Below are 26,428 nucleotides of genomic sequence, written 5' to 3'. Positions count from 1 at the left end.
ACCACGAAGGAACGAAGGACACGAAGAAAAGAGGGTTTCCGAGATATTTTGCGTAAGTCCTAACAGTCATACGGTTTCACTTTAGCCCTCCCCTCTAGAGGGGAGGGTAAGTTTTACGTAAGTAAAACGGGGGTGGGGTTCTTCTTGATTAATTGGTAATTGAGTAAGTTTGATATTATTTATCAAGTTTTCGTAAATTGATATGAACTATATTTTTGGGCGCACACCTTGCGCCCCTACTGGTGGTAATTTACCGGACATCACTATAATCGTGTAGGAAAATAAATTTGATTGGGGAACTGAAACTTGGTTCTCGCGGATTTTTAGTAGCGATTATTTTGTGTTATAACCCTGTCAGACAATGAAATCAAGCGAAAAATTACTCTATGGAACCAGATAAACTGGCGCGATTGAAAGAGTACGGTGAATTTATCCTCCGCAAAATTGACTCAGTACCTCAAAGCCCTTCCCAGGAGGAAGATTGGATTCCGACTAGCCTTGATGATTGTCTGCGACGGCTGCGAGAAGCGGCTGAAAAAACTGTAGAATTGGCAACATCACCGGTAAAAATCGGCGTAATGGGAGAATTTAGCAGTGGTAAAAGTTTACTGTTAGGCAGTCTAATTGGTTATGCAGACGCTTTACCAGTCAGCGAAAATCCTACCACAGGTAATGTTACTGCTATTCATATTAAACCCCAGGATGGTTTTGTAACTACCCAAGTAGACAATTACACTGTAGAATATTTATCTCATGAAGGGGTAAATGAGTGCTTACACTTCATGCTCAGAGAAGCAAACCGTCGCGCTACTGCTGCAAGTGTAACACCTTTACAGGTTGCTAAAATTAGAAGTGGTAAAGATATTAGTACCTGGTGTGAAGAAGTTTGGAAAAGCTCAAATAATTTAGAATTGCGCTATTTGGTCAGGGAGTTAGTGTCATTTTTGCGGGCTTATCAAGCCTATGGTGAGGCTTTATGCGGTCGCTTTTACCCAATTGATGATGTCACTGCCCGCGAAGGTTTACAACTGGCAGAAATGCCTCTAGCGATTCAATCGCTCAAATTTGAGGATTTACCAGCAGCACATATTCGTTTACCGAGTGCGCCCCAAAGATTAGCAATTCAATTATTACAAAACAGTTTTCCTTTAATTCGTCGTGTTGATATTGAAGTCAAAATATCCAGAGAAATTTGGGATGTTACAGGTGCAGAAGAATTTGTATTGTTAGATTTTCCAGGTTTGGGTGCAGCTAATTCTGGAACTAGAGACACCTTTTTATCATTGCGAGAATTGGCACAGGTACAGACAATTTTAGTTTTGCTAAATGGTAAATCACCAGGGAGCGATCGCGCCAATAAAATTTTCACAATGATGCAGCAACAACGCCCCGGACAAGACCTCAAGGATTTAATTCTGGTGGGTGTGGGACGTTTTGATCAACTACCTTTAGAAAGTGAAGGTGGTGAAAGAGAACTAGATTTATTAATTGCTAATCAATCAGATTCACAACCTTTACAAACAAATACAGTTTTCCAAAAATTGAAAGTTCTCAAAACTATCATTGATGGTGCAGAGGCTTTTACTTCTCAAAAAGACCGGATTGTTTTATTATCACCACTGTTAGGATTATCTGAATTAGCTAAACGTTCCAGTCAAGTTAAAGCCGGTTCAGAGGAATTTCTCGCCAATTTAGATTATCCCGAATATCTAGAAAGATCGAAAAAACTCCAACAGAAATGGGGTGATTTAAGCACAGGTTTATTAGCCGCAGATGGACGCAATCAATTAGGCAGACAATTGGGTTATTTTTCTCAAGATGGAGGGATTAGTAAATTAAGAGAACTGATTCAAACTCATGTTGCTAATCATGGCTTAAAGCAATTGTATGAAGATACCCGTCGGGCTGCTGATGTCATTCGTCAACAACAAGAATATCTCAAAGAAATTATTGCGGAAATTCATGAACAAGGTATACCCACAGCCGATACTCCAGCTTTAATAGAATTGCGATTGGTGATTGAAAGTTTAGATAAAACCTACAGAAATTTCCAGAAAGGTTTAGGAAAAGAACAACTTAAAGATAGAAGAGGAATTGTAGTTAGTGATGTGATTAAAGATGAACTAACTTTGAGAATTTTGAATTGGAGTCAATGGACATTACTTTTTAATAAAGTCCAAAATGGCACAATTACCTTAGCTGAATTTAAAGGTGCAGCGGGGAAATTATTTGATCGAGGAAATAGGGTGAATAATTCCCTACCAACTAAGAGTGATGACTTTTATCCAGCTTTTGAGAAAACCATTAAAGAATTAGAAAGTTTTGCGAGCGATCGCATTCGTCAAGCTGTGGTAGACTTATTAAACTCATTGGCACATCAAATCACCTTAGAACGGGAAAAACTGCAAGCCATTCTTCAGCCAGAAATGGAACAAGAAATTGAAAATAAATTTGGTTTAGAAGAAGCAGATTTATTTTATAAACTGTTATTAGGATGTGATCCTCGTCAATGGAAAGAAGCCATTATTGCCGAACTAAATAACAATGATCAAAGCATCAAACCAGAAAGTATTTTTCCCCTAGCTAGACAAGATGAAAAACACAGTGTTGGGCAAATTTTTGATTGGTCTCCTGAGAGAAATCAAAACCCATCTAGAAATACCAATCATCAACTTTTTGTCTTGCGACTACGAGATGAAATTACCGCTAGTGCCAGTCTTCACCTAGTCCAGTATGTGAGTGAGATTAATCAACAGGTAAATATAGAAATCAATGGCATTTTAGATCAAATTATCCCCAGTTTGCAAAACCTTTCTAAACAAGAAGCATTACTCAGATATATTGCGGCTAGAGATTCACAATCTGAATTAGCTATTCCCACCTGGTTAGAAATTTTAGGAGATATTGCCGCAATTAATGAAGCTGAAGCATATACCTATATTTAATTGGTCAGCATTCAGTGATTAACTATCAACTTAAATAAGGAAAATCAAAAATGCCTGTGGAAATTCAGATTCCACCTAGCTTTAAATTAGGTGTGAGAGAAAATGCACAGTTGCATCTACCCTCAATTCAAATTATCTCTATTAATAGCAACATCTCTTACATTTCTCGAATTACCTGTATAGTTAGAGGCACACCAAATGAATTAGCAGCAAAAATTCAAAGAACCTATAAACAATTCAACTCATCTATCCCTAAACAAATATCTAATATTTGTCAACTAGGACAAGATCCTTGTCTCTTAGATTCACCTTTAATGACAGTAGTTGATTGTACTTTAAAGGTGATTGTTGAATATTTTGAATCTGATGCTGTGGGACAACCAATTTTATCTATATCTAAACACATATCTGCTGAATGTGATCTTTGGTTTATCCCCAATTTACAAGCATCATCAAATCTACCAATTGCAGTAAATAATACAGCCATGAACCATTCTCAATTTGACCAATATCTTCATAGTTTAAGTCAACAACTTAGTGAAAAACTTAACGAAAAACAAAGAAAAAGATTCCCTGGTTGGTTAGCTTTAGACTTTGGAACTTCTAACTCCACGGTTACACTTTTTGATCCTATTGAAGTACCTATTGCTGAAGTTTTACCCAGAGAACAAGAACTGAGATTAAGAGAACGCATGGCCGAATGGTTAAATTCTCCCCCTGATTTAGCTTTAATTGATGTTAGTGGCAGCGAATGGGAAAAATTCCTTGCTGATATTAGCAAAAACTTAGAAATAGAATCACATCAATTAAGTGAAATTTTTGAAATTGATAACAAGGAACTTTTTTTAGAAGCAATTCGCCAAATTGAATTATGTTTAGGAACAAGTGATAGATTTCGACGGGCTGTTAGCAAAAAACTTTATTCCATTTATCATGAAGTTTTTCGTGTTCCCACATTAGAATCACAAAATTTAATTCCCGTAGTTTTAGATATTGATCGGCGAAATACCGAAATTCCCAGTGAAATGGAAATATCAGAATTAATTCCCTTAAAACTGCGAATGGGGAGAGACGCAAGAGATAATCGAAAAAAAGCGATAGCCCAAGGATCAAGTATTTCCGTCAAAGAAATTATTAGTAGATTTCACCATTCACCCAAACGCTATTTTGGACAAGATCGATCTTTTCCCGTTATCTTAGAAGAAGATGAAGAAAATATTCAAGTTAATCGACTAATTCAAGCAGCTTGGGCGCAATTAATCGAACTAACAGAAGACTATCGCCAACGGGCTAGACGCAGATTTTCGGAAGGTGATTTTTTAACAGCAGTTGTTACCTATCCCGCTGTTGCCCCTCCAGTAGTTCGCAAAGAAATTAAGCAATTGGTACAGGAATTAGGCATTGATGATGTGCAAACAGCCTATGACGAAGCCGTTTCTGTGGCTATATTTTTCCTCTGGCGAGAATTTGGCGGTAATCTCAATATTGGCATTGAATCTTTTAAAACTCGCTGTCGTCAAAACGGCAATAAATGGTCACAAAATGTCCTCGTTTTAGATATTGGTGGCGGAACAACAGACTTAGCTTTAATTGAACTTACTCTCGAAGATAAAACCCCATTCTTTGCAGATAATGAAGATAGAGGCTTAGGAGGACGTTACTATAAACTTACTCCTAAACTATTAGGTTCTTCTGGACATTTACAATTAGGTGGTGAGTTAATTACTTTACGAATATTCCGCCTCTTAAAAGTTGCTATTTCCGATTTTCTTCTCACCGCAGTGACTACAGGTGATATCGAAAGCGACAAATTAGAAGACTTAATTAACTCTGAATTAAATGAACGTTTTTTAGAAGATGGAAAATTTAAAACTGGCAGTTTGTTGAAATGTATAGATAAAGAAAATCCCGAAGGTGATGTAGCCTTTAAAGATGCCCTAGATACAGCCGAAAAAGTATTACCAACTCGCTGGCAACAAGCACCCCAACGCCTCCAAACATTTTACACATTGTGGGATCATGCCGAAACCGCTAAACTCAAATTAGGACAAAAACCACCCACAGACAGTTCTTTATTAACCTTCACTTTAAATGAACAGCAAATTGGTGAACTTCTCGCCCAAAGTTCAGTTAAATTTCAAGTTAGAAGCCCTGAATCTATTTCTCTAACCTTAGACAATCAGCAATTTGAACGATCTGCTATGTCGTCCATTAAGGAAGCTATTGGTATTGCTAAAGGTTTAATGGAAAGCCGTCTAAATTCTGAAACTAATCAAAAAGTAGATTGGTTAATTCTTTCTGGTAAAACTTGTAATCTTGATCTTGTTCAACAACAAATTTACGAAGAATTTAGTCAATCACCATATTTTGTTTGGAATCCAGAACGGATTACCTTTGTTTTAGAATTTACAAAAATTGCCACCTCCGCAGGTGCTTGTTATGCCGAAAAACTGCGTCGCTTTCGATTTGATCCGGAAGAATCTAAAAATCTGTTGCGGAAAGGTGCAAATCAATTAGAAATTGATGTCAAAAACCTATTTTATTATCTTCCTTGCAACTTCAAACGCAAAACCCAAAGTAACGAACCATTACCCATATTTAGCGCAGGACAAGAACTATATCAACTTGCACCTTGGGACACTGTTGCGAAAGTGCGGACACCTTGGCAGGGTATACAATTAACTAATATTATCCATCGTCAAGATTATGAAAATGGAACTTTTCGCTTGTGGGGGAGTTTTGATGGTAAGATATTGATGGATAAATTAGGCATGGAAGAACAGGACTTTCTCAAAAAAATCAAAGTCCAATTTGAGATTGATCAAGCTTTACAATTTAGTGTTTTACTATGTCGAGGTAATCCTCACTATTTAATAGATGTAGCGGGAATTAATATCAATTCTGTTATATCTAAGTCTGCTGAAAATACCCTATTTGCTGATGGTAATTTAAAATGGAATATTGCCATTGAGAATCTACCGCATAACTTAAATGATGGTGATATAGCCGTCAATGTTTTAGAGTCAGCAACTGTTGATCAACCTCATGCTTATCATTTAGTATTTGCAGTTGATAATAATGATAGTAAATTGATGGAAACATTTCATTATTTACAAGATGGTGTTAATCAACCAGGAACAGGATTAATTAGTAAACCCTTACCACCATTCCCCCAAAGTGGTCAACATACCTTCTATATTTATCAAACTGATAATGAAACCAATACTAAAAAATGGATACGTATTGGTACACTCAGTAAACCAGACATTATTACAGATTACCCTTGTCAATATCATATAACTCTTGATAACAAAGGTATATTAAGAATGCACGCTGGTGCAGTTCCTTATTGGACATCTAATAATCAAGAATGTCTCCAAAAAGAAGGATGTGTTTATCGGGCAGAATTAGAATTACAACCTAATGAAGTTGATAAAGAACGTGATCCTTTTTGTGGGATTCATTAAGTCCAAAATCCCCACTTTTTTCAAGAAGTCGGGGATCTACAATCTTCTATTTTCATCCTCACAAAACCATGCAACATTTATATAAACTACTAAATACAGAAAACTCAGAATTAGCCAAAATCTTACGGTTTAATTTATATGGATTAACCGCAACTTTAACAAAAGCCCATCAAGAATACCCCTTAGATTCTGGAATTGGGATATGCGAAGAACTACTCCAAGAACTTGATCATCTCTTACAACCTATACCAGTCATAGCAGAAAAACCTCAGTCAACAAATGAATTAAAATTATTGAAATTAAAAGAGGCTTTTAATTACGATCCTGAATTAAATTATTATCTGGGTAATTCTCATATCCACAGCCAAACTGATGCTGAAATATGGAATGAAATTCACCGAAAATTATTGCGTGTTCCTGAAGATTTAGCCACATCTTGGCGACAAATGGCTTTAAAATTGGCAGAAGAATTAGGTGCAATTGCAGATAATAAAAATCTTTATGAATTACCATTTGTGCGTGATGAAATTATTTATCCAGGCTTGAGTGGTACAGTTAAAGTCAAAGGACTATGTTTATCTCAAAAAGCACTGGCAAATTCAGGAATTGCCCAAACTCATTTATCTGAGAATCTTCATTTAATAGCCGGATTTTTACTTTTATATATTAAATTTATTGAGATAGAACCAGATTTACATCATGCTTTAAAAAGTGTTTTTAGCTTTGATGTAATTTCCTTATATTCCAAATCAGAACAACGTAATCAATATATTGACGCATTAAGCGATCGCTTTCACCGCACTCAAAAATCCGATCAAAATACTGATACAGTCCTCAACTTATGTGCTTGGATTGACATGGATGAAGCCATTCATTCCTTAGTATTTATTCCTCCTGCTGAACGTTATTCTTGGTGGGGAAAATTACAAAAAGAATCCCGTCGTCTCCTCAGAAAAGCCGCTGATAAAGCGATAAAAGTAGGTAATGAAGTCCGACTTAAGCAATTATCAGGACTGTATGCTGATGTCTGTGAATTTTCTAAAGATGACTTGCAATTAGACTGTGGTGGTAATCCTGGTGAAGTATTAACTTGTTTACGAGTATATGCCCGCATTAATCAGCAAGAGTATCCAGGAAGAGTTATATTTCGGACTTTAAGGTAACTACAGGATATTTTTTGTTTTCTTAAAAACTGAAAATACCAAAATGATGATCCTAAAATGGATGTATAGGTGTAGGTATCGGTGGATGTGTGGGGGTTGGTACGGATGTAGGTGTAGGGGTTGGTACGGGTGTAGGTGTAGGTGCTGGAACGAGTATAGTCGGGTTTTGTTTAGCAAATATGACTTGTGATGTCGTTATGTCTTGAGAATTTTTGAATATTGCAACGAAAGCGGTAGTTCCCAAAAATGCTAATAGAGTTATTGATGCTATACGCTTCATATTTTTATCCTTGTCACAACTTATGTCATCCTATTTTGCTATATCTTAAACCCTTAGATATCTTGCTATAGGTATTTTGACTTATGCAACTTTAGAGATAAAAATTGATTTAGAAAAATGTATCAATTTGCTGTTTTTCTAAAATGCCAAGAATGATATTTGCGTCTATTTGATGTCTAAATTTACTTATTCACTACCTGAAAAAAATAATGGTAAAACAAATGCGGCGATAATTCCCCCCAATACAATCACCTCAATTATTTTCAATAATAAACTACCCCCCATAAACTGATTAATTTCTCCTTGAATATTATGAGAGAAATTATTTAACCAACCACGCAAACGAGTGTACCAGTTAGCAGGACTATCTTCTGCGCGGAATTCCCATGATATTATTGATATTAATAATGGCACACCACCAACTTTAGCTGACATCAAGACATGAACTGCTAAAAAGCAGATCATGATTACCCAAGCTATTAGATGAAGATAATACCAAATATGATCAAGTTCTCCTATAGGTAGCCATTCTTCTTTCATCATTCTGCCAGATATTACTGCCAAAACAGCAGCAATTAGGATTTTAGTATTTACTAAACGTTGCAGACTTATCCACCAAATTGGTTTACCGAATTGAGTTAGATTTTGGATTGAGTCTGGTTGTAGTAAGCGTCTTTTTCCAGCATGAAAGCTATAAAGTGCAAAGAATGGCAGTAAAATCAAGAAAAATACTGCTAATGTCCCATGAATATCTTGTATTGGATTAATTTTGGGAATTGGAATATATCCAAATCTTTTGTCAAAAGTATTGTAAACTAAGAATCCGCTAATAATTGCACCAATTACTAAAACTCCGCTGATACCATGCAGGATTCGCAATATCAAGGGTTGATAAGGGGCTGAACGATTCATAAGCTGATATTGTAGTTTTTAAGAAGGTTAATTTTGATGTAGATATAAAATATAAAATTTATATTATCACGTCTCAAACATCGGAAACAATGAATATCAAAAGTCCTCTCCGTTATCCTGGTGGAAAGTCAAGAGCAGTCAAGCAAATCTCTGAATATTTACCTGAAAAGTTTTCTGAATTTCGAGAACCTTTTGTTGGTGGTGGTTCTGTCTTTATTTACTTAAAACAAAAATTCCCTAATTTAAAGATTTCTATTAATGATTTAAACCAGGAATTATTTCTATTCTGGCATTTTACTCAATCTGATTTATCGAAATTAGTTTCTGAAATTCGTCAAATTAAAGAAAACTCAAAAGATGGGAAATTACTATTTACCCAATTAGCGAGTGTAGATGTGAATACTTTATCAGATTTAGAAAGAGCAGTGCGCTTTTTTGTTCTTAACAGAATTACATTTTCGGGAACTATAGAATCAGGTGGATTTTCTTTAGAGTCTTTTCATACAAGATTTACACATTCATCAATAGATCGTTTGCAGAAGTTAGAAAACATATTAACGACAGATATTAAAATTACTAACTTAGATTATAGTCAAATTTTAAATATGGGTGGCAATGATGTATTTATATTTTTAGATCCCCCCTATTTTAAAGCTGAAAAATCTAAACTGTATGGGAAAAGAGGAAATTTACACACTGGTTTTGATCATCTCAGATTTGCAGAAATTTTAAAAGAATGCCCTCATCAGTGGCTAATTACCTATGATGATTCTCCAGAAATTAGAGATAATTTTCATTGGGCAAATATCCTAGAATGGGAATTACAGTATGGGATGAATAATTATAAACAGAAAAAAGCTGAAAAAGGCAAAGAACTATTTATTAGTAATTATAAAATTAACCAATATTCAGAAAAATCTCAACTTACGGCTTAAACACCATATAGCAGTTATCACTAGGATAAAATACAATCGAGGGCGCAGACCCTGCGCCCCTACAGAGTTTGCGATTGGCTGACTGGATCTCACTAAATAAGATCAAAACATCTCTTTCTTCTCTTCCTCTGTGTCCTCTGCGCCTCTGCGGTTCGTTCTCTTCGCATCAAATAGCCACTAAAAGCGATCGCGCGAAACAGATAACCATTTTTCGGTAAAATCACATCCAGTGTCATAAAAAACCGCAGCATGGATTCTACTATTTGGTCTAACTTACTCAAACAATTATTAGAACGTCAATCATTAACCCGCACACAAGCAGCCGAATTGATGCAAGGATGGATCAATGAAGCGATTCCCCCAGAACTATCAGGGGCAATTTTAATGGCTTTGAACTTCAAAGGTGTTTGTGCTGAAGAATTGACAGGAATGGCGGAAGTATTGAAATCTCTATCTTCTGTACCGAGAGCTAAGAGCGGGGAAACCCCGCCCCTACGGTTAATTGATACTTGTGGTACTGGTGGTGATGGAGCATCAACATTTAATATTTCCACAGCGGTGGCTTTTGTAGTTGCAGCGGCTGGTATACCTGTGGCTAAACATGGTAGTCGTTCAGCTTCTAGCCTGACGGGAAGTGCTGATGTTTTAGAAGCATTAGGAATTAATTTGACTGCTACGAGTGAAAAAGTTCAAGCAGCAGTAGAGGAGGTAGGAATTACATTTTTATTTGCCCCTGGTTGGCATCCAGCACTTAAAGCTGTTGCCCCATTACGGCGAAATCTCAAGGTGCGAACAGTGTTTAATTTACTAGGTCCCCTGGTAAATCCCCTATCTCCAACCGGTCAGGTAATTGGTGTATTTGATCCCCAACTGATAGAAACTATTGCAGAAGCTTTAAATCAATTGGGGACACAAACAGCTATTGTTCTACATGGGAGAGAAAAATTAGATGAGGCTGGTTTAGGGGATATTACTGATTTGGCAATATTAAGCAATGGTCAAGTACACTTATCCACTGTTGATCCTGATGAAGTAGGCGTGACACCTGCCCCTATTACGGCTTTAAAAGGTGGCAATGTAGAAGCAAATGCAGTTATTCTCAAGGAAGTTTTGCAAGGGAAGGGGACAATAGCGCAACAGGATATAGTGGCGCTTAATGCTTCCCTTGCGTTACAGGTAGCTGGTGCAGTTCCTTTGCTAAATCATGCCCAAGGGGTGACTGTAGCTAGGGAAATTTTACAAAGCGGTAGCCCCTGGAAAAAGCTGGAGGATTTGGTTCAATTCCTACAGAATTAACTTCATTGATTTGGGGACGGAATTCGACAACATGGCGTTTGATAGTGACATCGTGGTTACCAAAAAAGTCATGCCCTAATAATCCTGTATCTAATTCTGTACCAGCGATCGCTACTGGGACTTTATTGATCATCATCCCCCCGGCTTCCATTGAATCTAGATAGCCAATGGCAAATTCTACAGCTTTAGCACTAGCGGTATTAGCTCTAGTTTTTCCCACGGGTACTACTCCCAAAGCCGCTGCTGTTTTCTGGGTAATCACAGTCCCACTAGCCCCTGTATCTACAATCATCTCAAATCGCTGTGTACCATTAAAAGTAACTTCAATAATTGGTGTTTTACCAATGCGTCGCTTAATTGGGGCAATAAATACCTCATTGTGATAAGGAGCGATCGCCAATGCAGGAGAAGTTGGTTTTAATAATGATGGTTTTTGAGCTTTGATGACGGGATGGGGAGGAACTGTAACGGTAGTTTGTGCTTTGGGAACTTCAATTACGACAGTTTTAGGCTCAGTAATGGAAGATATCCAATTGCGAGGTCGAGCTTTTTGGCGAGCAAGTGCAATTTGACGGTTATATTCCTTGATTTTGCGTTGAGCAAAGGGAAAATTGGGACTATCTCGCCGGACTTTTTTCATGAAAGCGATCGCCTCTTGGAACTGATTTATCACCAAATTCCAATCATCTGCTGTATTTGCAGATTTACTGCTACTCTTAGCACCAGCGGCTTTGCTTAGTGCCATTTCAAAAGCACTTAATTGAGTGGGCGCAGGTTTTAGGGGCTTTGATGCTGGTTTAACTTGACTAGAAGGCTTGATCGCTGCCAAACTCCCAGTTGATAAAGATGATTTAGATCCAACAGGTGCTGTTGTTTGCTGGTTTTGTTCACAAGCAACAGTCAAAACCGCTAAACTAACGAAACCAGAAATGAGGGCTGTACGGGACAAAAAAGACTGAAGCATATTAAATGTTTTAACCGCCCTGGCTGCTCTTTCCAAGTGTACTCTCCCCACAGAATTAAAGATGCTCTACTTCTACTCTTTAACCATTTAATTTTTAATTAATTCCAGTCTCAAATCTAAAGACCTTAACTCATGGGATAATAAACAATCGCAGTCGCAAACTGGGGCAAACATTAATTTGAAATAGCCTAACGACACAATTCGCGCCTACAAAAAACTTTTACTTATCCCCAGTCCCCAGCCCCCTATTCCCCCATTACCTATGTCCCTGTCTGACGCAATACCAGCTTTACTTGTTTTAGCAGATGGATCTTCTTATCGTGGTTGGTCTTTCGGTGCTACAGAAACCGCCATTGGAGAAGTCGTATTTAATACTGGGATGACCGGATATCAGGAAGTATTAACTGATCCTAGTTATTGCGGTCAAATTGTCATTTTTACCTATCCAGAATTAGGCAATACTGGCATTAATCCCGAAGATGAGGAATCTGCTAAACCCTATGTCAAAGGAGCGATCGCTCGGAACATTTGTCACAAACCTAGTAACTGGCGTTCCAGCCAATCCTTACCAAATTACCTCCAACAGCATCGCGTCCCCGGCATATACGGCATAGATACCCGCGCTATCACCCGGAAAATTCGCACAGTTGGAGCAATGAATGGCGGCATTTCTACAGCAATTCTCGACGAAGTAGAATTGTTAGAAATGGTACAAGCTGCTCCCAACATGACAGGATTAAATCTGGTTAAAGAAGTAACGACACCAGCAGTTTATGAATGGCATGAAGCCACCACCACCCCTTGGGAATTTAACTCCGAAGCGATCGCTAAAATTGGGGAAACATTTACCGTCGTGGCCTTAGACTTTGGCGTAAAGCGGAATATCTTGCGTCGTCTAGCCAGTTATGGTTGTCGCGTCATAGTTGTTCCTGCCGATACACAACCAGAAGAAATTCTCAAATACAATCCAGATGGTATCTTCCTCTCCAACGGTCCAGGAGACCCCGCAGCAGTAACAGAGGGTATCACCACCACTAAAGCCCTGCTCTCAAGTCAAAAACCAATATTTGGCATTTGCATGGGACACCAAATTTTAGGTCATGCTCTTGGCGCAGAAACCTTTAAACTAAAATTTGGACATCGGGGTTTAAATCAACCTGCTGGCTTAAAACAACGAGTGGAAATTACCAGCCAAAATCACAGTTTTGCCATTGATCCAGACTCCTTACCAACGGCAACCGTTGAGATCAGTCATTTGAATCTCAATGATTTGACAGTCGCTGGAGTCCGTCATAAGTCTCTACCTGTGTTTTCTGTTCAGTATCATCCAGAGGCCAGTCCTGGACCCCATGATGCTGATTACTTGTTTGAGCAGTTTGTGATCCAAATGCAAGCAACACGGCAAGCAACGAGCGGAGCGAGTAACGCCTAGCTTGAGTAAAAATAAAAAATGTCATGATGGTAATTGGTAAAAATCTTTGCCAACCCCCCAACCAAGACAACTTGCTCACAAACCATCTATACTGGAACGTTTACTTTTAGTAAAAAAAATGAGGAGGAAATTATAGCTGAACCACTAAATCTAACCGTGAGCCTGAGAGGTACACGCGAAGTCCGGGATAACTGTCAGCTATTCCGCCTCACAGGTTTATTAGACGCTTTTTCTGAGCCGACATTTCGTAAGGTACTTGGCAGTAAAATTGATGAAGGCCCAAAAAACATAATTTTGGATCTTTCACAAATAGACTTTGTAGACAGTTCGGGCTTGGGTGCGCTAGTACAACTAGCCAAACAGGCTCAAACAGCTAAAGGCACTTTGCAAATTGTCACTAATGCCCGTGTTACCCAAACGGTTAAGCTTGTTCGCTTGGAGAAGTTTCTCGCCCTACAAGTTTCAGTTGATGCAGCCCTAGAAAACATCACAGCATCTTGATTGCTTAACTGGAAAATCTGAATTAGGCTATCCGATGTTAAATCTGGATAGCTTAATTTTTGCCTATAGGAAAAATCTATCTCTTCACAGTAACTACTTAACATCTATTTAATGTATTATGTTGAAGGTTAAATAAAATTGAACTACTCGCGGCAGTCCCTACCCTCAATGTACCCATAGGGTAGGGGTTAGAGCGGGTTATTGCAGCGAAGCGAAAATAACCAATCTTTCTATTCTACAGATTTTAAACAGAGGGTAAATATTTACTGTGGCGATAAGACGTATGACTTTCCGGTTATATCCAAATCAGACAACTGAATCGAAATTGCGGTATCACCGGAAGTTACATAAAGACTTGTATAACGCCGCAGTCAATAACAGGTTTACCCAATATCAAAAGTTTAACCACAAGGTTGATTATTTTGAGCAACAAAATTGTTTGCCAGCGTTTAAAGAAGTCTGGGTAGAATACAAAGAGCTTCCTAGCCATGCTTTACAGGCGACTTTAAAGCGGGTTGATTTTGCTTTTGAACGCTGGTTTAAAGGGTTGGGTAAACGCCCTAGATTCAAATCAATCAGGCATTATTCGGGGTGGACATATCCAGATTCTGCTGGGTTTAAAGTAGAATCTAATGGCGAGAATGGGTATCTGAATCTATCCAAAATTGGCAAGATTCAAATGCGTGGACAAGCCAAATATTGGGGGAAACCTACTACTTGCACTATTGTTTTTCGCAATGGCAAATGGTACGCCTCTATAACAGTTAATGTTTTAGAGCAAGCCCTAAAACCAAAAACTTTACCCATTGGTGCGGTAGGAATTGATTTAGGGTGTAAATCAGCATTATCAATTACCGACGGGGAAAATCATCAACAAATTGATGCCCCTAAGTTTTATAGAATTGCTGAACAGAAAATCAAAAAAGCTTCTAAGGAGAAGAGACGTAAACGCGCACCAAATAGAAACAAAAAAATCAAAGCTTCTAGAAGATATAAAAAAGCCCAATTGAAAGTTAGTAAACTAGTCGCACGAGTTGCTAATCAACGTCAAGACTGGGTACATCAAGTTGCAGTAGAAATAATCGGCAGTAATAGCTTCATTGCAACGGAAAAACTAGAAGTTAAGAATATGACTAGTAAAGCGAAAAAAGGTAAGCGCAAAAAGCAAAAAGCTGGGTTAAATAAATCAATTCTTGACGTGGGTTTTGGGATGCTTAGAGCATCTATTAAATACAAAGTAGAACAAATTGGTGGTGTCTTCGTGGAAGTCCCAACCCGTCAAGTCAAACCCAGTCAAACCTGTCCAAAATGCGGAAATCAGCACAAGAAAACACTCGATAAACGAGAGCATCAGTGTGGTGTTTGTGGGTATGTTCAGGACAGGGATATTGCTGCTGCTGAGGTCATGCTTTATTGGGCAAAAGGCACTCTACCGGGGTTAGGAACTAGCCTCGTAGACGCTGATCTTTCTGGCTCTACTTCACGCACCCGCAAAAAAGCGGGAAGCATGAGGCAACTAGGGGAAAAGAAGCGTCAAAAATCTCAAGGGGACTTTGCTAATAACAAACTAGAGGATGTAGAAACCTCTAGTTCAAGCGAAGCTAACTAGAGGTAGTTCATATTACTATAGATATAGCAATCCTAAATCTTTGGTAAAGAAATACCGTATTTGTTGCGTGTTCATAGTTTCATTTTCTCTATTAAACTTATCCGTGAATTAGTTTACGTCCTTGATTTATCAAGGTTTGTTGTGAATTTACAGATGTGTCTATTAGTAAATATACAGTTCCCATAACACCACTATGGCTTTACCTCTCCCAGCCAAAAATACTGGGAAGTATAATCCTGAATCATTCGGACAATCTGCTAAATAGCTTGAAAAGTTGTTGTGTTCAGCTAACTGACAAGAACAACTCCCAAGAGTTCAGAAAACAAGATCAGTAATTTTTGGTAATTTTTGCTAGTTTGGAATATGCTAGGTACGCGAACATTACTTTTGCAATTAGAGCAATGTTTGTGAAAATTATCTCTCAATGTAGTGCTTTATTAAGGAATGATTAATCTGTGAAGTCCAAGGAGGAAACAGGCCAAAATGGAGAAGATGAAACTGTCATGCAGGATTCATCAGATATTGACCCATGGTTGATAAATACAACGCAACTACCCCAGCAAATATCCTCAGATCAAATAAAACAGATATCTCCTTCTGCCTTAGCCTACTTGGGAGATGCAATTTATGAACTATATGTTAGAATGTTTTACCTGTGGCCACAACAGCGACTGGAAAATTACCATCGTTCAGTAGTGGATCAGGTAAGAGCAGAAACACAAGCGATACATTTGCGAATGTTAACTCCTTACTTGAGGAGTAACGAATTAGAAATTGTTCGCAGAGGTCGTAACTCTGCCACGGTTCGTCATAAACGACTGAATCCCGAAATTTATCAACAAGCAACTAGTTTAGAAACCTTAGTTGGCTACTTATATCTTACTGATTACCCCCGTTTAACCGAATTATTACAAAAACTCCATCTAGAGAAATAGTAAAAAGCTACATCTGGTGATAGGAAACTGATTTGTAATGGTTCATTAAATTGATGTCATCGGGCTGTTCACTCATCTAAATAAAACCTCAATACTCATATGACAAGTCAACCCAAAAAATACAATAATAGTGGCGAATCTAAGCGTGGTCAATCTGTGAAAATTAAAGGTAAGCGCGTTGTCCCTCACCCTATCCGTAATCAAGGCAAAAGTGACGGTAAACCCCGCTCATCTCGCTATTCTTCTGAACAATCCCCAGAAATTAGATTAGACAAGGAAGGGAAACCCTATTCTGCGAAACCTCGCTCATCTCGCTATTCTTCTGAACAATCTCCAGAAATTAGATTAGATAAAGAAGGGAAACCCTATTCTGCGAAACCCCGCTCATCTCGCTACTCTTCTGAACCATCCTCAGAAATTAGATTAGCGAAGGAAGGGAAATCCTATTCTGCAAAACCTCGCTCATCTCGCTACTCTTCTGAGCAATCTCCAGAAATTAGATTAGCAAATGAAGGGAAATCCTATTCTGCAAAACCCCGCTCATCTCGCTACTCTTCTGAGCAATCCTCAGAAATTAGATTAGCAAATGAAGGGAAATCCTATTCTGCGAAACCCCGCTCATCCCGTTACTCTTCTGAACCATCCTCAGAAATCACATTAGCAAATGAAGGGAAATCTTTTTCCAGTAGACATCGTCCCTCTTACCAATCTTTCCAGCAATCTTCAGAAATTACATCTACATCTACATCTACAGAAGAGAGTGATCTCATATACGGTCGTCATCCAGTTTTGACGGCCTTGGAAAATGAACGTAGTATCAACCGTCTCTGGATTACTACCCGTCTCCGTTATGATCCCAGATTTCATCATTTGATTTTGCAAGCTAAGGATAATGGTGCAGTTATTGATGAAGTTGAACCAATGCGGTTAGACCAAATTACTGGTCGGGCAAATCACCAAGGGATAGCTGCTCAAATTGCTCCTTATTCCTATATTGAATTAGAGGATTTGATTAGTCAGGCTAAATCTGTTACTGATCCTGTAATTGTGGTTGCTGATGGGATTACTGATCCCCACAACTTAGGGGCAATTATTCGCACAGCAGAAGCTATTGGCGCTCACGGTCTAGTGATTCCCCAAAGAAGGGCAGCCGGAATTACTTCAACGGTGGTGAAGGTGGCAGCCGGGGCTTTAGAAAGCTTTCCTGTCTCTAGAGTTGTAAATCTCGGTCGCGCTTTAGAGCAGTTGAAAGAAGAAGGTTTTTGGATTTACGGGACTGCGGCTACAGGTAGTGAACCATTACAAACTGTTAAATTTAGTGGACCAGTGGTTTTAGTTGTCGGTGGTGAAGGCGAAGGTCTGAGTATGTTGACACAACGTTCTTGCGATGTTTTAGTGTCCATTCCCTTACAGGGCAAGACTCCTAGCCTTAATGCTTCGGTAGCAACTGGTATGGCACTTTACGAAATTTATCGTCAAAAATCGCTAAATACACTGTACCTTGATAAATTACAGACAATTTCTTTGAAAAAAGAATAGTAAAAGAGTATAAAGAAATGTAAAAGACAAAAAATCTAACATATTCTCACACACCCAGTCACACGTTTATAAATCGGCGAAAACCATGAAAACGATTTGGCATAACTTCCAAGAAGGGTTGATTAATACATTAAATGGACTCGGCCTTGCTTGGTGGGTAGAAATTGTTACGCAGAACCCTCGGTGTACATACTACTTCGGACCATTTTTCAGTTCCGTGGAAGCGGACTCAGCAAGTAAAGGCTATATAGAAGATTTAGAAATTGAAGGAGCGCAGGGCATTATAGTTAATATCAAACGCTGTAAACCTAGTGTTTTGACAATTGCTGAAGATTTGGGGGAATGGATTGACCGTAAAGTAAAGCCTGTCTTTAGCGGTCAGTTATAGTCTAATTACCAATTCCATAGGCTGTTATCGTTCCTAGGCCAATCCTGGGAACGAACTACACCTAGTCTAGGGCTTGTAGAAAAAGTCTTTTCGTTAGGAGAAGGTGACAGGTGACAGGGAAGAAGGAGATCAGAATGGTCTTGAATCTGGGTTATTAAGCGTTGTTAGTTGTCAATTGTCAATTGTTAATTATATTGCTTACGCCACGCTACGCTATCAGCAAACCTTAGTCTAAACTTTTATTACCTGGGCGTTGGTTGCTAACCAATGATCTATGTCCCCTAGTAATTGCTGGGGTATTTCCCATGGAAAGAGATGGGCAGTATTGGGGTAACACTGCCATTGAGAATTTGTGAGGTGTCGGGCTGTTTCTAAACTGGCATCGGCCGTGATGTGTCGGTCTTGTTCACCAGCAAGAATTAAGCTGGGACATTGAATTTTCCAGAGATCGGGAATGCGATTATAACCTGCTCTAATGGCGCTGTAGAGAGCATTAGTAGCCGCAGGAGAGGTTTTTAAATAGGCTGGTACGGCATCCCTAGCTATGTAACTGTAGGCTGTGGATGTGTGTTGTTGAATTAAGTAGCGAAAGAGCGATCGCTTGCCGAAAGTATCAATATTCCATTGCCAACTAGGTTTTAGATAATTCAATATGCCAGCAATGCCTGTATAAACATTGTCTTGCCAAGAAATCCGGGGATGATTGCCCCAAGGTCTAGCCGCGGTGGCGACAAGAATTAAGCCAGTCACCCGTTGCGGTAGACGCATTGCTAGTTCCATCGCCAAAATCCCCCCTAGTGACCATCCCAATACTAGGCATTTTTCTATTTCTAATTGGTCTAACAGGGCTTCTAGGTCATATAAATGATCTTGCATCTCAAATTTACCCTGAAACTGACTTTTGCCATATCCGCGCAAGTCTGGGGCGATAGTTTGATAGCGTTTTGATAAATGATTGGTAAAGATGGAGAGGCTACGTCCAGATCCAGGATGACCATGTAAACCAAGAATGGGAAATCCTTGACCTTGGATGTAGAAATTAAGTGGTACAGCCTGAGATGTGCGGTAGCTGCGATCGCCGAAGGCATCACCCATAAATCCCCATTTGCAGTTTTATTTTTCCCTATAACCACCGGCGTAAGTAATAACACACATACTGCCATAAGTGGTGTGATTGCCGTAAGCAACACCAGTTACCTGAAAAGCTGGGTTAAAGATATTTGTCCGATGTCCACGGGATGGGACACCATCATCAATAATTAATTGCATAACAATATCTTGGGCAGTTTTCGTACCATAGCTGATATTTTCTCCAGCGGTGCTTTGCCATTGACCATAGCGATTCATCCGGGTAAAGGGATCGCTACCGTCACTACCATTATGACCGATCCCACCTTTTAAACCTTGATCTTTGACGTGATCTTTTGCAGCTAAAGACATTCCTGTGGAGGCATTTAATACAAGAATAGGAGCGGCTGATTTCAAAAAGGCGATCGCCTCATCAACAGCTATGATCCCTTCTTGGGTTTGTAAATAAGAATTTTCAGCGACTTTGACCTTAGTCCCTTGAAATAGCTGTTTCCAGCTTTCTAAAATCGGTAAATATGTTGCAGGATTTGTCCTTACCAGATTCATTTCTGCAATTACTTTTTGTTCCAAATCTGAAATCATGGTCAAATTTTGTTCAGTCATTGATTATCTAAAGTAACAGTATAAACGTCATAGATTAATCATAAAGCCTATGTAGATCCAAGTTAGATGTAATTTTCCTGATAATTTTGAATTTGGTAAATTTACCATTAAAAGAAATAAAACGCCTATTCTACAAAAAATCCCCCACCTTGCGGCAGGGGATTTTTTTTTACTTACCTAAAATCAGTAGTCAGGATCAACCAAACTTACCAGCAGTAGAGGCAATGAGGAATGCTGCGTAGGTGACAATGTAGCCAACTGTGAAGTGAGCTAAACCAACCACACGAGCTTGAACAATGGAGAGAGCAACGGGCTTGTCTTTCCAGCGAACCAAGTTAGCTAGAGGAGTACGCTCGTGCGCCCAAACCAAGGTTTCAATTAACTCTTGCCAGTAACCTCTCCAAGAGATGAGGAACATGAAACCAGTTGCCCAGATTAGATGTCCGAAGAGGAACATCCAAGCCCAAACAGACAGGTTATTCATGCCGTAGGCGTTATAACCGTTAATCAACTGAGCAGAGTTAGCCCAGAGGTAGTCACGGAACCAGCCCATCAAATAGGTAGAGTTTTCGTTGAACTGAGCAACGTTACCTTGCCAAATACCTAGATGTTTCCAGTGCCAGTAGAAAGTTACCCAACCAATGGTGTTTAACATCCAGAACATGGACAGGTAGAAAGCGTCCCATGCGGAGATATCGCAAGTACCGCCACGGCCGGGACCGTCGCAGGGGAAGGCATAACCGAAGTCCTTTTTATCGGGCATCAGTTTAGAACCACGAGCATCCAAAGCACCCTTAACGAGTACCAAGGTGGTGGTGTGGATAGCCAAAGCGAAAGCGTGGTGAACCAAGAAATCGCCAGGACCAATTGTTAAGAAGAGGGAGTTGGTGCCAGAGTTGATGGCTTCCAACCAGCCACCTAACCAAACATTGCCGTAGTTAGGATAAGCTGTGTAAGCAATACTATCGGGATTAGACAGCAATGTGTCTAAGCCGTAGAGAACTTTACCGTGAGCAGCTTGAATGAATTGAGCAAATACTGGCTCAATCAAAATTTGCTTTTCAGGAGTACCGAAAGCTACAACTACGTCGTTGTGAACGTACAAGCCCAAGGTGTGGAAGCCCAAGAAGAGAGATACCCAGCTAAGGTGGGAAATGATCGCTTCTTTGTGCTGCAAAATTCGGTCAAGAACGTTGCCTTTGTTTTGTTCGGGATCGTAGTCACGGACCCAAAAGATTGCTGCGTGAGCAAAAGCACCAACCATCAAGAAACCAGCGATGTACTGGTGGTGTGTGTACAGGGCTGCCTGTGTTGTGTAATCCTTAGCGATAAAAGCATAAGGAGGCAGAGCGTACATATGCTGCGCTACCAAGGAACAAATTGTTCCCAAAGATGCCAAAGCTAATGACAACTGGAAGTGCAGGGAGTTGTTGATGGTGTCGTAAAGACCTTGGTGAGGCAGGTTGAACTGACCTTCACTTTTGCTACCGGGAATTAAACCGGATTTGGAGTTCAGCATTTCTTTGATGCTGTGACCAATTCCGAAGTTAGTCCGGTACATATGACCAGCGATGATGAACAAAACTGCGATCGCCAAGTGGTGGTGAGCCATGTCAGTCAGCCACAAGGATTCTGTTTGGGGGTGGAAACCGCCCAAGAAGGTGAGAATCGCAGTCCCAGCACCAGTGGAAGTACCAAATATCTGGCCAGCGGTGTCAGGGTTTTGAGCATAAACGCCCCAGTTACCTGTAAAGAAGGGGGTTAAACCTTCTGGATGGGGGGCTACAGTTAAGAAGTTATCCCAACCCACGTGGATACCGCGAGATTCAGGAATAGCAACGTGAACCAAGTGACCAGCCCAAGCCAAAGAACTAACACCAAATAAAGCAGATAAGTGGTGGTTCAGGCGGGGTTCAGCACTCTTAAACCAAGAGAGGCTAGGACGGAACTTGGGTTGTAAATGTAACCAACCAGCAAACAGGAACAATGCTGACAACAGGAGCAAACCAACTGAACCAGTGTATAGTTCTGTGTTTGTCCGCATCCCGATGGTGTACCACCAGTGGTAAACACCGGAGTAAGCAATGTTTACAGGGTTGTTTGCACCAGCTTGGGTGAAAGCTTCAATTGCCGCATCACCGAAATGAGGGTCCCAAATCGCATGGGCGATAGGACGGACGTGAAGGGGATCTTTAATCCACTGTTCAAAGTTACCTTGCCAGGCTACGTGGAACAGGAGGCTGGATGCCCACAGGAAGATGATTGCCAAGTGACCGAAGTGCGTAGCGAAAATCTTTTGGTAAAGATTCTCTTCCGTCATGCCATCGTGGCTTTCAAAGTCGTTGCCTGTAGCGATCGCATACCAAATCCGACGAGTAGTCGGGTCCTGTGCGAGATCCTGGCTAAATTTTGGAAATTTTGTTGCCATAGGTGTGATCTGTCCTCTGACCTTTAGCCATTATTTGTCAGTAAAATTTTAGATTCTAGATTTTGGATTTTGGATTAAATCTTAAAATCCAAAATCCTTTCAGGTTTGGCAGTCGCTCATGGGGGAAACCCCCAAGACCGCGCTGCCTCACCAAAATTCCACTGATTTTTATCCTACTGAAAGGATGTGTGCGTGGAAGAATGCCCAAGTGGTGGCAATTCCTCCTAATAGGTAGTGAGCCACACCTACAGCCCGACCTTGAGTGATGCTCAGTGCGCGAGGCTGAATTGTTGGTGCTACTTTCAGTTTATTGTGCGCCCATACAATGGACTCAATTAGTTCTTGCCAGTAGCCACGACCACTGAACAGGAACATTAAGCTGAACGCCCAAACAAAGTGAGCGCCTAAGAACATTAGTCCGTAAGCGGACAATTCTGTGCCGTAGGAGTTGATTACTTGTGTAGCTTGCGCCCACAAGAAGTCACGTAACCAACCGTTAATGGTGATTGCACTTTCTGCAAAGTTACCACCAGTAATGTGATTTACTGTGCCATCTGGATCTACTGTTCCCCATACGTCAGATTGCATCTTCCAACTAAAGTGGAAAATTACAATTGATAAGGAGTTATACATCCAGAAGAGTCCGAGGAAGATATGATCCCAACCGGAAACTTGGCAAGTACCACCACGACCTGGACCATCGCAAGGGAATCGGAAGCCTAAGTTAGCCTTGTCTGGAATCAGACGAGAACTGCGGGCGTACAATACACCTTTGAGCAAGATGAGAACAGTAACGTGAATGGTGAAGGCGTGAATGTGATGAACCAAGAAGTCCGCTGTACCCAAAGCAATGGGCATCATAGCGATCTTTCCGCCTACAGCTACCATACCGCCACCAAAAGCATGACTAACTACTTGAAGAGCGTTAGGTGCTGTGTTGCCGGGAGCTAGTGTATGCAAGTTTTGCACCCACTGAGCAAATACTGGTTGCAATTGAATTGCACTGTCGGAGAACATATCCTGGGGACGACCCAAGGCACGCATGGTGTCATTGTGGATGTACAAACCAAAGCTGTGGAAGCCGAGGAAAATACAAACCCAGTTGAGGTGAGAAATGATAGCGTCGCGGTGACGAATCACCCGGTCTAACACGTTATTTTGGTTAACTACGGGATCATAATCGCGCACCATGAAGATGGCTGCGTGAGCAGCACCACCAACAATCAAGAAACCACCGATCCAAATATGGTGAGTGAAGATACACAACTGAGTAGCGTAATCAGTTGCCAAATAAGGATAGGGAGGCATCGCGTACATATGATGCGCGATGATGATTGTCAAAGAACCTAAGAAAGCTAGGTTAGTAGCTAACTGAGCGTGCCAAGAGGTGGTCATATTTTCATAAAGACCTTTGTGACCTTCGCCAGTGAAAGGACCTTTATGATTTTCGAGGATTTCTTTAATGCTGTGACCAATACCCCAGTTGGTACGGTACATATGACCAGCAACGATGAACAGTACAGCGATCGCTAAGTGGTGATGAGAAATGTCAGTCATCCACAAGCCGCCTGTTACAGGGTTCAGCCCGCCTTTGAAGGTCAAAATATCAGCGTAAGTTCCCCAATTCAATGTGAAGAAAGGTGTCAAACCGCTGGCAAAGCTGGGATACAGATTTGTCAACAATTCTTTATTCAAAATGAACTCGTGGGGCAAGGGGATGTCCTTAATCGCCACACCTGAATCTAACAGCTTGTTGATTGGTGCAGACACATGGATTAAGTGACCAGCCCATCCCAACGAACCACAGCCTAGCAACACTGATAAGTGGTGATTCAGCATTGACTCCACATTCTGGAACCATTCCAGTTTAGGAGCGCGTTTGTGGTAGTGAAACCAGCCAGCAAATAAGAACAAGCCTGCTAATACTAAGCCGCCAATTGCAGTTACATACAGTTGGAAGGAGCTAGTAATACCCCAGCCACGCCATACTTGAAACAAGCCAGAGGTGATTTGAATGCCGCGGAAACCGCCGCCCATATCACCGTTTAAAATGTCTTGTCCAACGATAGACCAAACTGTTTGGGCGCTGGGCTTGATGCCTAATGGATCAGCCAGCCAAGCTTCGTAGTTGGAGAACTTAGCACCGTGGAACAACATCCCGCTCAACCAGATTGCTACTACAGCCAAATGGCCGAAGTGAGCGGCGAATATCTTGCGAGAGATGTCTTCTAAATCACTTGTATGTGTATCAAAATCGTGGGCGAGGGCATGGAGGTTCCAAATCCAAGTTGTGGTCTTTGGACCTTTGGATAAGGATCTGTCGAAATGTCCTGGCTTTGCCCATTTTTCAAATGAGGTAGGAACCGGGTCATTGTCAACGATCACTCGTGCTTTTTTTTCCTCTCGCTCCGGAGGACTAATCGTCATTCGACCTCCTCTCTATAAGGAATGGGGAATCATGAATACCACCTAGAGTTACATAGTCGCAGTTTTCCGATTTCTCTGAAAAAGCGATGAACTTGCCGTGTGGAAAAGAAAAGTTGTTTCTGTTGAATTATAGAGTGTGAACTTGCACATTGTCAGAGACATTTTAACAATAATTTAAAATCGCCAATTTTATTGCCTAATTTGCTTTACAAGTTCCTATTCATTGCCAAAAGTCAATAGACTCTTCATTTAATTTACAAAGAACAACAATTTGTAAAACTTATAGTTGATACGCAAAACAGATGAAACTACTACTGTTTAGCGATTTTTGGCTAAATTTGGCGAGATAAAAGCAACTTTTTGTCCTATGATCAGGTCACAAAAATCACTTATTTGGCATTGTAATCAGAGAAAAGTAGGTAAATTTATAACTTTGGCCATAGATTTATGCTTTCAGTTCATAGTCCATGGGTCATAATTTGCGTCACAATGATTGCGTTAATTGTTAAAAAATATTAACAGAGGAAAACATGAATACTGGGTGTAAAAAAAATTTTGAGCAGCTTTTTTCAAAGAGATTCCCGATTTTCAAATGGGTGATCACATTAGTGCTAGTTGTTATATTAGGCAGTTGTGTTGAATCAGCAAGCAGTCAAGAAGTATTGATGCAAAATCCCGTCAAAGCGATACCTGCCACGAAAATTTCTGGAACATTTGCGGAAACAGCACCACCAGATGTTATCCAAGCATTGCGCCCTAGTTTAGAGGGTTATCAACCCCAAGTCAGCATCCTGAGTCCCCAAGCAGATGAAATTCTCCAAGACAATACAGTTAAAGTCCAGTTAGAAGTTAAGGATTTACCGATATTTAAAGATCCTCAATGGCAACTTGGACCCCATTTACACCTAATTTTAGATAATCAACCTTACATAGCTGTTTACAACTTAAATCAGCCAGTGGTCTTGCCAGATTTATCTCCAGGTACACATACCCTCCGCGTTTTTGCCTCTCGTCCGTGGCATGAAAGTTTTAAAAATGAAGGTGCTTATGCCCAAACCACATTTCATGTTTTGACGAAAACCGAGGACAATAATCCTGATGTTAAGTTACCTCTGCTTACTTACAGTCGTCCCAATGGTGGTTATGGTGCAGAACCAATTATGCTGGACTTCTACCTAACTAATGCACCGTTACATAGTATCGCGGAAACTAATCCTGACGATACAATGAGTAATTGGCGCATTCGTAGCACAGTCAATGGTGAAAGCTTTATTCTTGATCGTTGGCAACCAATTTATCTCAAAGGCTTTCAACCTGGTAAAACTTGGATAAAACTAGAATTCCTCGATAACCAAGGGCAACCTGTGAAAAATGCCTTCAATACCACTATCAGGTTAATTAATTACCAACCCAATGGTCAAGATACCTTGTCAAAAATTGTCAGGGGAGAACTGACAGCGGAACAGGTACGTGGCATTGTAGAACCGAATTATACAACTGAGACTCCAGTTACTG

At 40.2% G+C, this 26,428-nt stretch carries 20 protein-coding genes; 12 read left to right on the top strand and 8 right to left on the bottom strand.

Features of this window, described 5'->3' with window-relative positions:
• The first annotated feature begins 386 nt into the window (after positions 1–386).
• The 3 genes from FJR04_RS00630 (at position 387) to FJR04_RS00620 (ending at position 7,575) form a co-directional block, all read left to right on the top strand.
• The gene (locus tag FJR04_RS00630; RefSeq protein WP_168490836.1) at positions 387–2,945 is read left to right on the top strand and encodes a dynamin family protein; all 2,559 of its coding nucleotides are present in this window, start codon (positions 387–389) and stop codon (positions 2,943–2,945) included.
• 50 nt (positions 2,946–2,995) lie between these two features.
• Positions 2,996–6,412: a virulence factor SrfB gene (locus FJR04_RS00625; protein WP_168490834.1), complete on the top strand. Its 3,417-nt coding sequence runs from the start codon at positions 2,996–2,998 to the stop codon at positions 6,410–6,412.
• Positions 6,413–6,480: 68 nt separating this feature from the next.
• Positions 6,481–7,575 (top strand): hypothetical protein, encoded by a 1,095-nt coding sequence (locus FJR04_RS00620; protein ID WP_168490833.1) that lies wholly within the window; start codon positions 6,481–6,483, stop codon positions 7,573–7,575.
• Between the two features lie 52 nt (positions 7,576–7,627).
• Here the strand turns inward: FJR04_RS00620 and FJR04_RS00615 are convergent, their stop codons facing one another.
• Together FJR04_RS00615 and FJR04_RS00610 are read right to left on the bottom strand one after the other, a co-directional pair.
• On the bottom strand, positions 7,628–7,855 hold the full coding sequence (locus tag FJR04_RS00615) for a hypothetical protein (protein WP_168490832.1): 228 nt from the start codon (positions 7,853–7,855) through the stop codon (positions 7,628–7,630).
• A gap of 186 nt (positions 7,856–8,041) precedes the next feature.
• Positions 8,042–8,767: a cytochrome b/b6 domain-containing protein gene (locus tag FJR04_RS00610; RefSeq protein ID WP_168490830.1), complete on the bottom strand. Its 726-nt coding sequence runs from the start codon at positions 8,765–8,767 to the stop codon at positions 8,042–8,044.
• Between the two features lie 89 nt (positions 8,768–8,856).
• Here FJR04_RS00610 and FJR04_RS00605 point away from each other — a divergent pair, with 89 nt between their 5' ends.
• Positions 8,857–9,702 (top strand): DNA adenine methylase, encoded by an 846-nt coding sequence (locus tag FJR04_RS00605; protein WP_168490828.1) that lies wholly within the window; start codon positions 8,857–8,859, stop codon positions 9,700–9,702.
• 92 nt (positions 9,703–9,794) lie between these two features.
• On the opposite strand, the gene FJR04_RS25800 is transcribed toward FJR04_RS00605, so the two are convergent.
• Positions 9,795–9,938 carry a hypothetical protein gene (locus tag FJR04_RS25800; protein WP_217359196.1) on the bottom strand — a complete coding sequence of 48 codons (144 nt, stop codon included), beginning with the start codon at positions 9,936–9,938 and terminating at the stop codon, positions 9,795–9,797.
• 13 nt (positions 9,939–9,951) lie between these two features.
• Between FJR04_RS25800 and trpD the strand changes: the two genes are divergently transcribed.
• On the top strand, positions 9,952–10,998 hold the full coding sequence (trpD, locus tag FJR04_RS00600) for an anthranilate phosphoribosyltransferase (RefSeq protein WP_168490826.1): 1,047 nt from the start codon (positions 9,952–9,954) through the stop codon (positions 10,996–10,998).
• Here the strand turns inward: trpD and FJR04_RS00595 are convergent.
• The gene (locus FJR04_RS00595; RefSeq protein WP_168490824.1) at positions 10,928–11,962 is read right to left on the bottom strand and encodes a TIGR02281 family clan AA aspartic protease; all 1,035 of its coding nucleotides are present in this window, start codon (positions 11,960–11,962) and stop codon (positions 10,928–10,930) included. The two genes, trpD and FJR04_RS00595, sit on opposite strands and share 71 nt — an antisense overlap.
• Positions 11,963–12,224: 262 nt before the next feature.
• On the opposite strand from FJR04_RS00595, the gene carA reads away from it, so the two are divergent.
• The 6 genes from carA (at position 12,225) to FJR04_RS00565 (ending at position 18,366) form a co-directional block, all read left to right on the top strand.
• Positions 12,225–13,394 (top strand): glutamine-hydrolyzing carbamoyl-phosphate synthase small subunit, encoded by a 1,170-nt coding sequence (gene carA, locus FJR04_RS00590; RefSeq protein ID WP_168490822.1) that lies wholly within the window; start codon positions 12,225–12,227, stop codon positions 13,392–13,394.
• Positions 13,395–13,523: 129 nt separating this feature from the next.
• The gene (locus FJR04_RS00585) at positions 13,524–13,895 is read left to right on the top strand and encodes an STAS domain-containing protein (protein WP_174763489.1); all 372 of its coding nucleotides are present in this window, start codon (positions 13,524–13,526) and stop codon (positions 13,893–13,895) included.
• Positions 13,896–14,163: 268 nt separating this feature from the next.
• Complete coding sequence (locus FJR04_RS00580) at positions 14,164–15,504, top strand: RNA-guided endonuclease InsQ/TnpB family protein (protein ID WP_371418246.1); 1,341 nt, start codon at positions 14,164–14,166, stop codon at positions 15,502–15,504.
• A 455-nt stretch (positions 15,505–15,959) separates the two neighbouring features.
• Positions 15,960–16,439 carry a ribonuclease III domain-containing protein gene (locus tag FJR04_RS00575; protein ID WP_168490816.1) on the top strand — a complete coding sequence of 160 codons (480 nt, stop codon included), beginning with the start codon at positions 15,960–15,962 and terminating at the stop codon, positions 16,437–16,439.
• Positions 16,440–17,090: 651 nt separating this feature from the next.
• Positions 17,091–17,978 (top strand): 23S rRNA (guanosine(2251)-2'-O)-methyltransferase RlmB, encoded by an 888-nt coding sequence (rlmB, locus tag FJR04_RS25995; RefSeq protein WP_371717154.1) that lies wholly within the window; start codon positions 17,091–17,093, stop codon positions 17,976–17,978.
• An 85-nt stretch (positions 17,979–18,063) separates the two neighbouring features.
• Positions 18,064–18,366, top strand: coding sequence for a DUF1816 domain-containing protein (locus tag FJR04_RS00565; RefSeq protein WP_168490815.1), 303 nt, complete (start codon positions 18,064–18,066; stop codon positions 18,364–18,366).
• A 231-nt stretch (positions 18,367–18,597) separates the two neighbouring features.
• On the opposite strand, the gene FJR04_RS00560 is transcribed toward FJR04_RS00565, so the two are convergent.
• The 4 genes from FJR04_RS00560 to psaA all read right to left on the bottom strand — a co-directional run bounded on the left by FJR04_RS00560 (position 18,598) and on the right by psaA (position 24,913).
• Positions 18,598–19,461, bottom strand: coding sequence for an alpha/beta fold hydrolase (locus tag FJR04_RS00560; protein WP_168490814.1), 864 nt, complete (start codon positions 19,459–19,461; stop codon positions 18,598–18,600).
• 18 nt (positions 19,462–19,479) lie between these two features.
• The gene (locus tag FJR04_RS00555; protein WP_371717152.1) at positions 19,480–20,037 is read right to left on the bottom strand and encodes a CAP domain-containing protein; all 558 of its coding nucleotides are present in this window, start codon (positions 20,035–20,037) and stop codon (positions 19,480–19,482) included.
• A gap of 217 nt (positions 20,038–20,254) precedes the next feature.
• Complete coding sequence (gene psaB / locus FJR04_RS00550; protein ID WP_168490812.1) at positions 20,255–22,486, bottom strand: photosystem I core protein PsaB; 2,232 nt, start codon at positions 22,484–22,486, stop codon at positions 20,255–20,257.
• Between the two features lie 168 nt (positions 22,487–22,654).
• Positions 22,655–24,913, bottom strand: coding sequence for a photosystem I core protein PsaA (psaA, locus tag FJR04_RS00545; protein ID WP_168490811.1), 2,259 nt, complete (start codon positions 24,911–24,913; stop codon positions 22,655–22,657).
• Between the two features lie 530 nt (positions 24,914–25,443).
• Between psaA and FJR04_RS00540 the strand changes: the two genes are divergently transcribed.
• A partial coding sequence (locus FJR04_RS00540; RefSeq protein WP_168490809.1) for a hypothetical protein occupies positions 25,444–26,428 on the top strand: 985 nt, incomplete at its 3' end.

The sequence above is a fragment of the Anabaena sp. UHCC 0204 genome (assembly GCF_009711975.1).
Classification (GTDB): Bacteria; Cyanobacteriota; Cyanobacteriia; order Cyanobacteriales; family Nostocaceae; genus Dolichospermum.
This window is presented reverse-complemented; position numbering and strand designations above follow the sequence as displayed.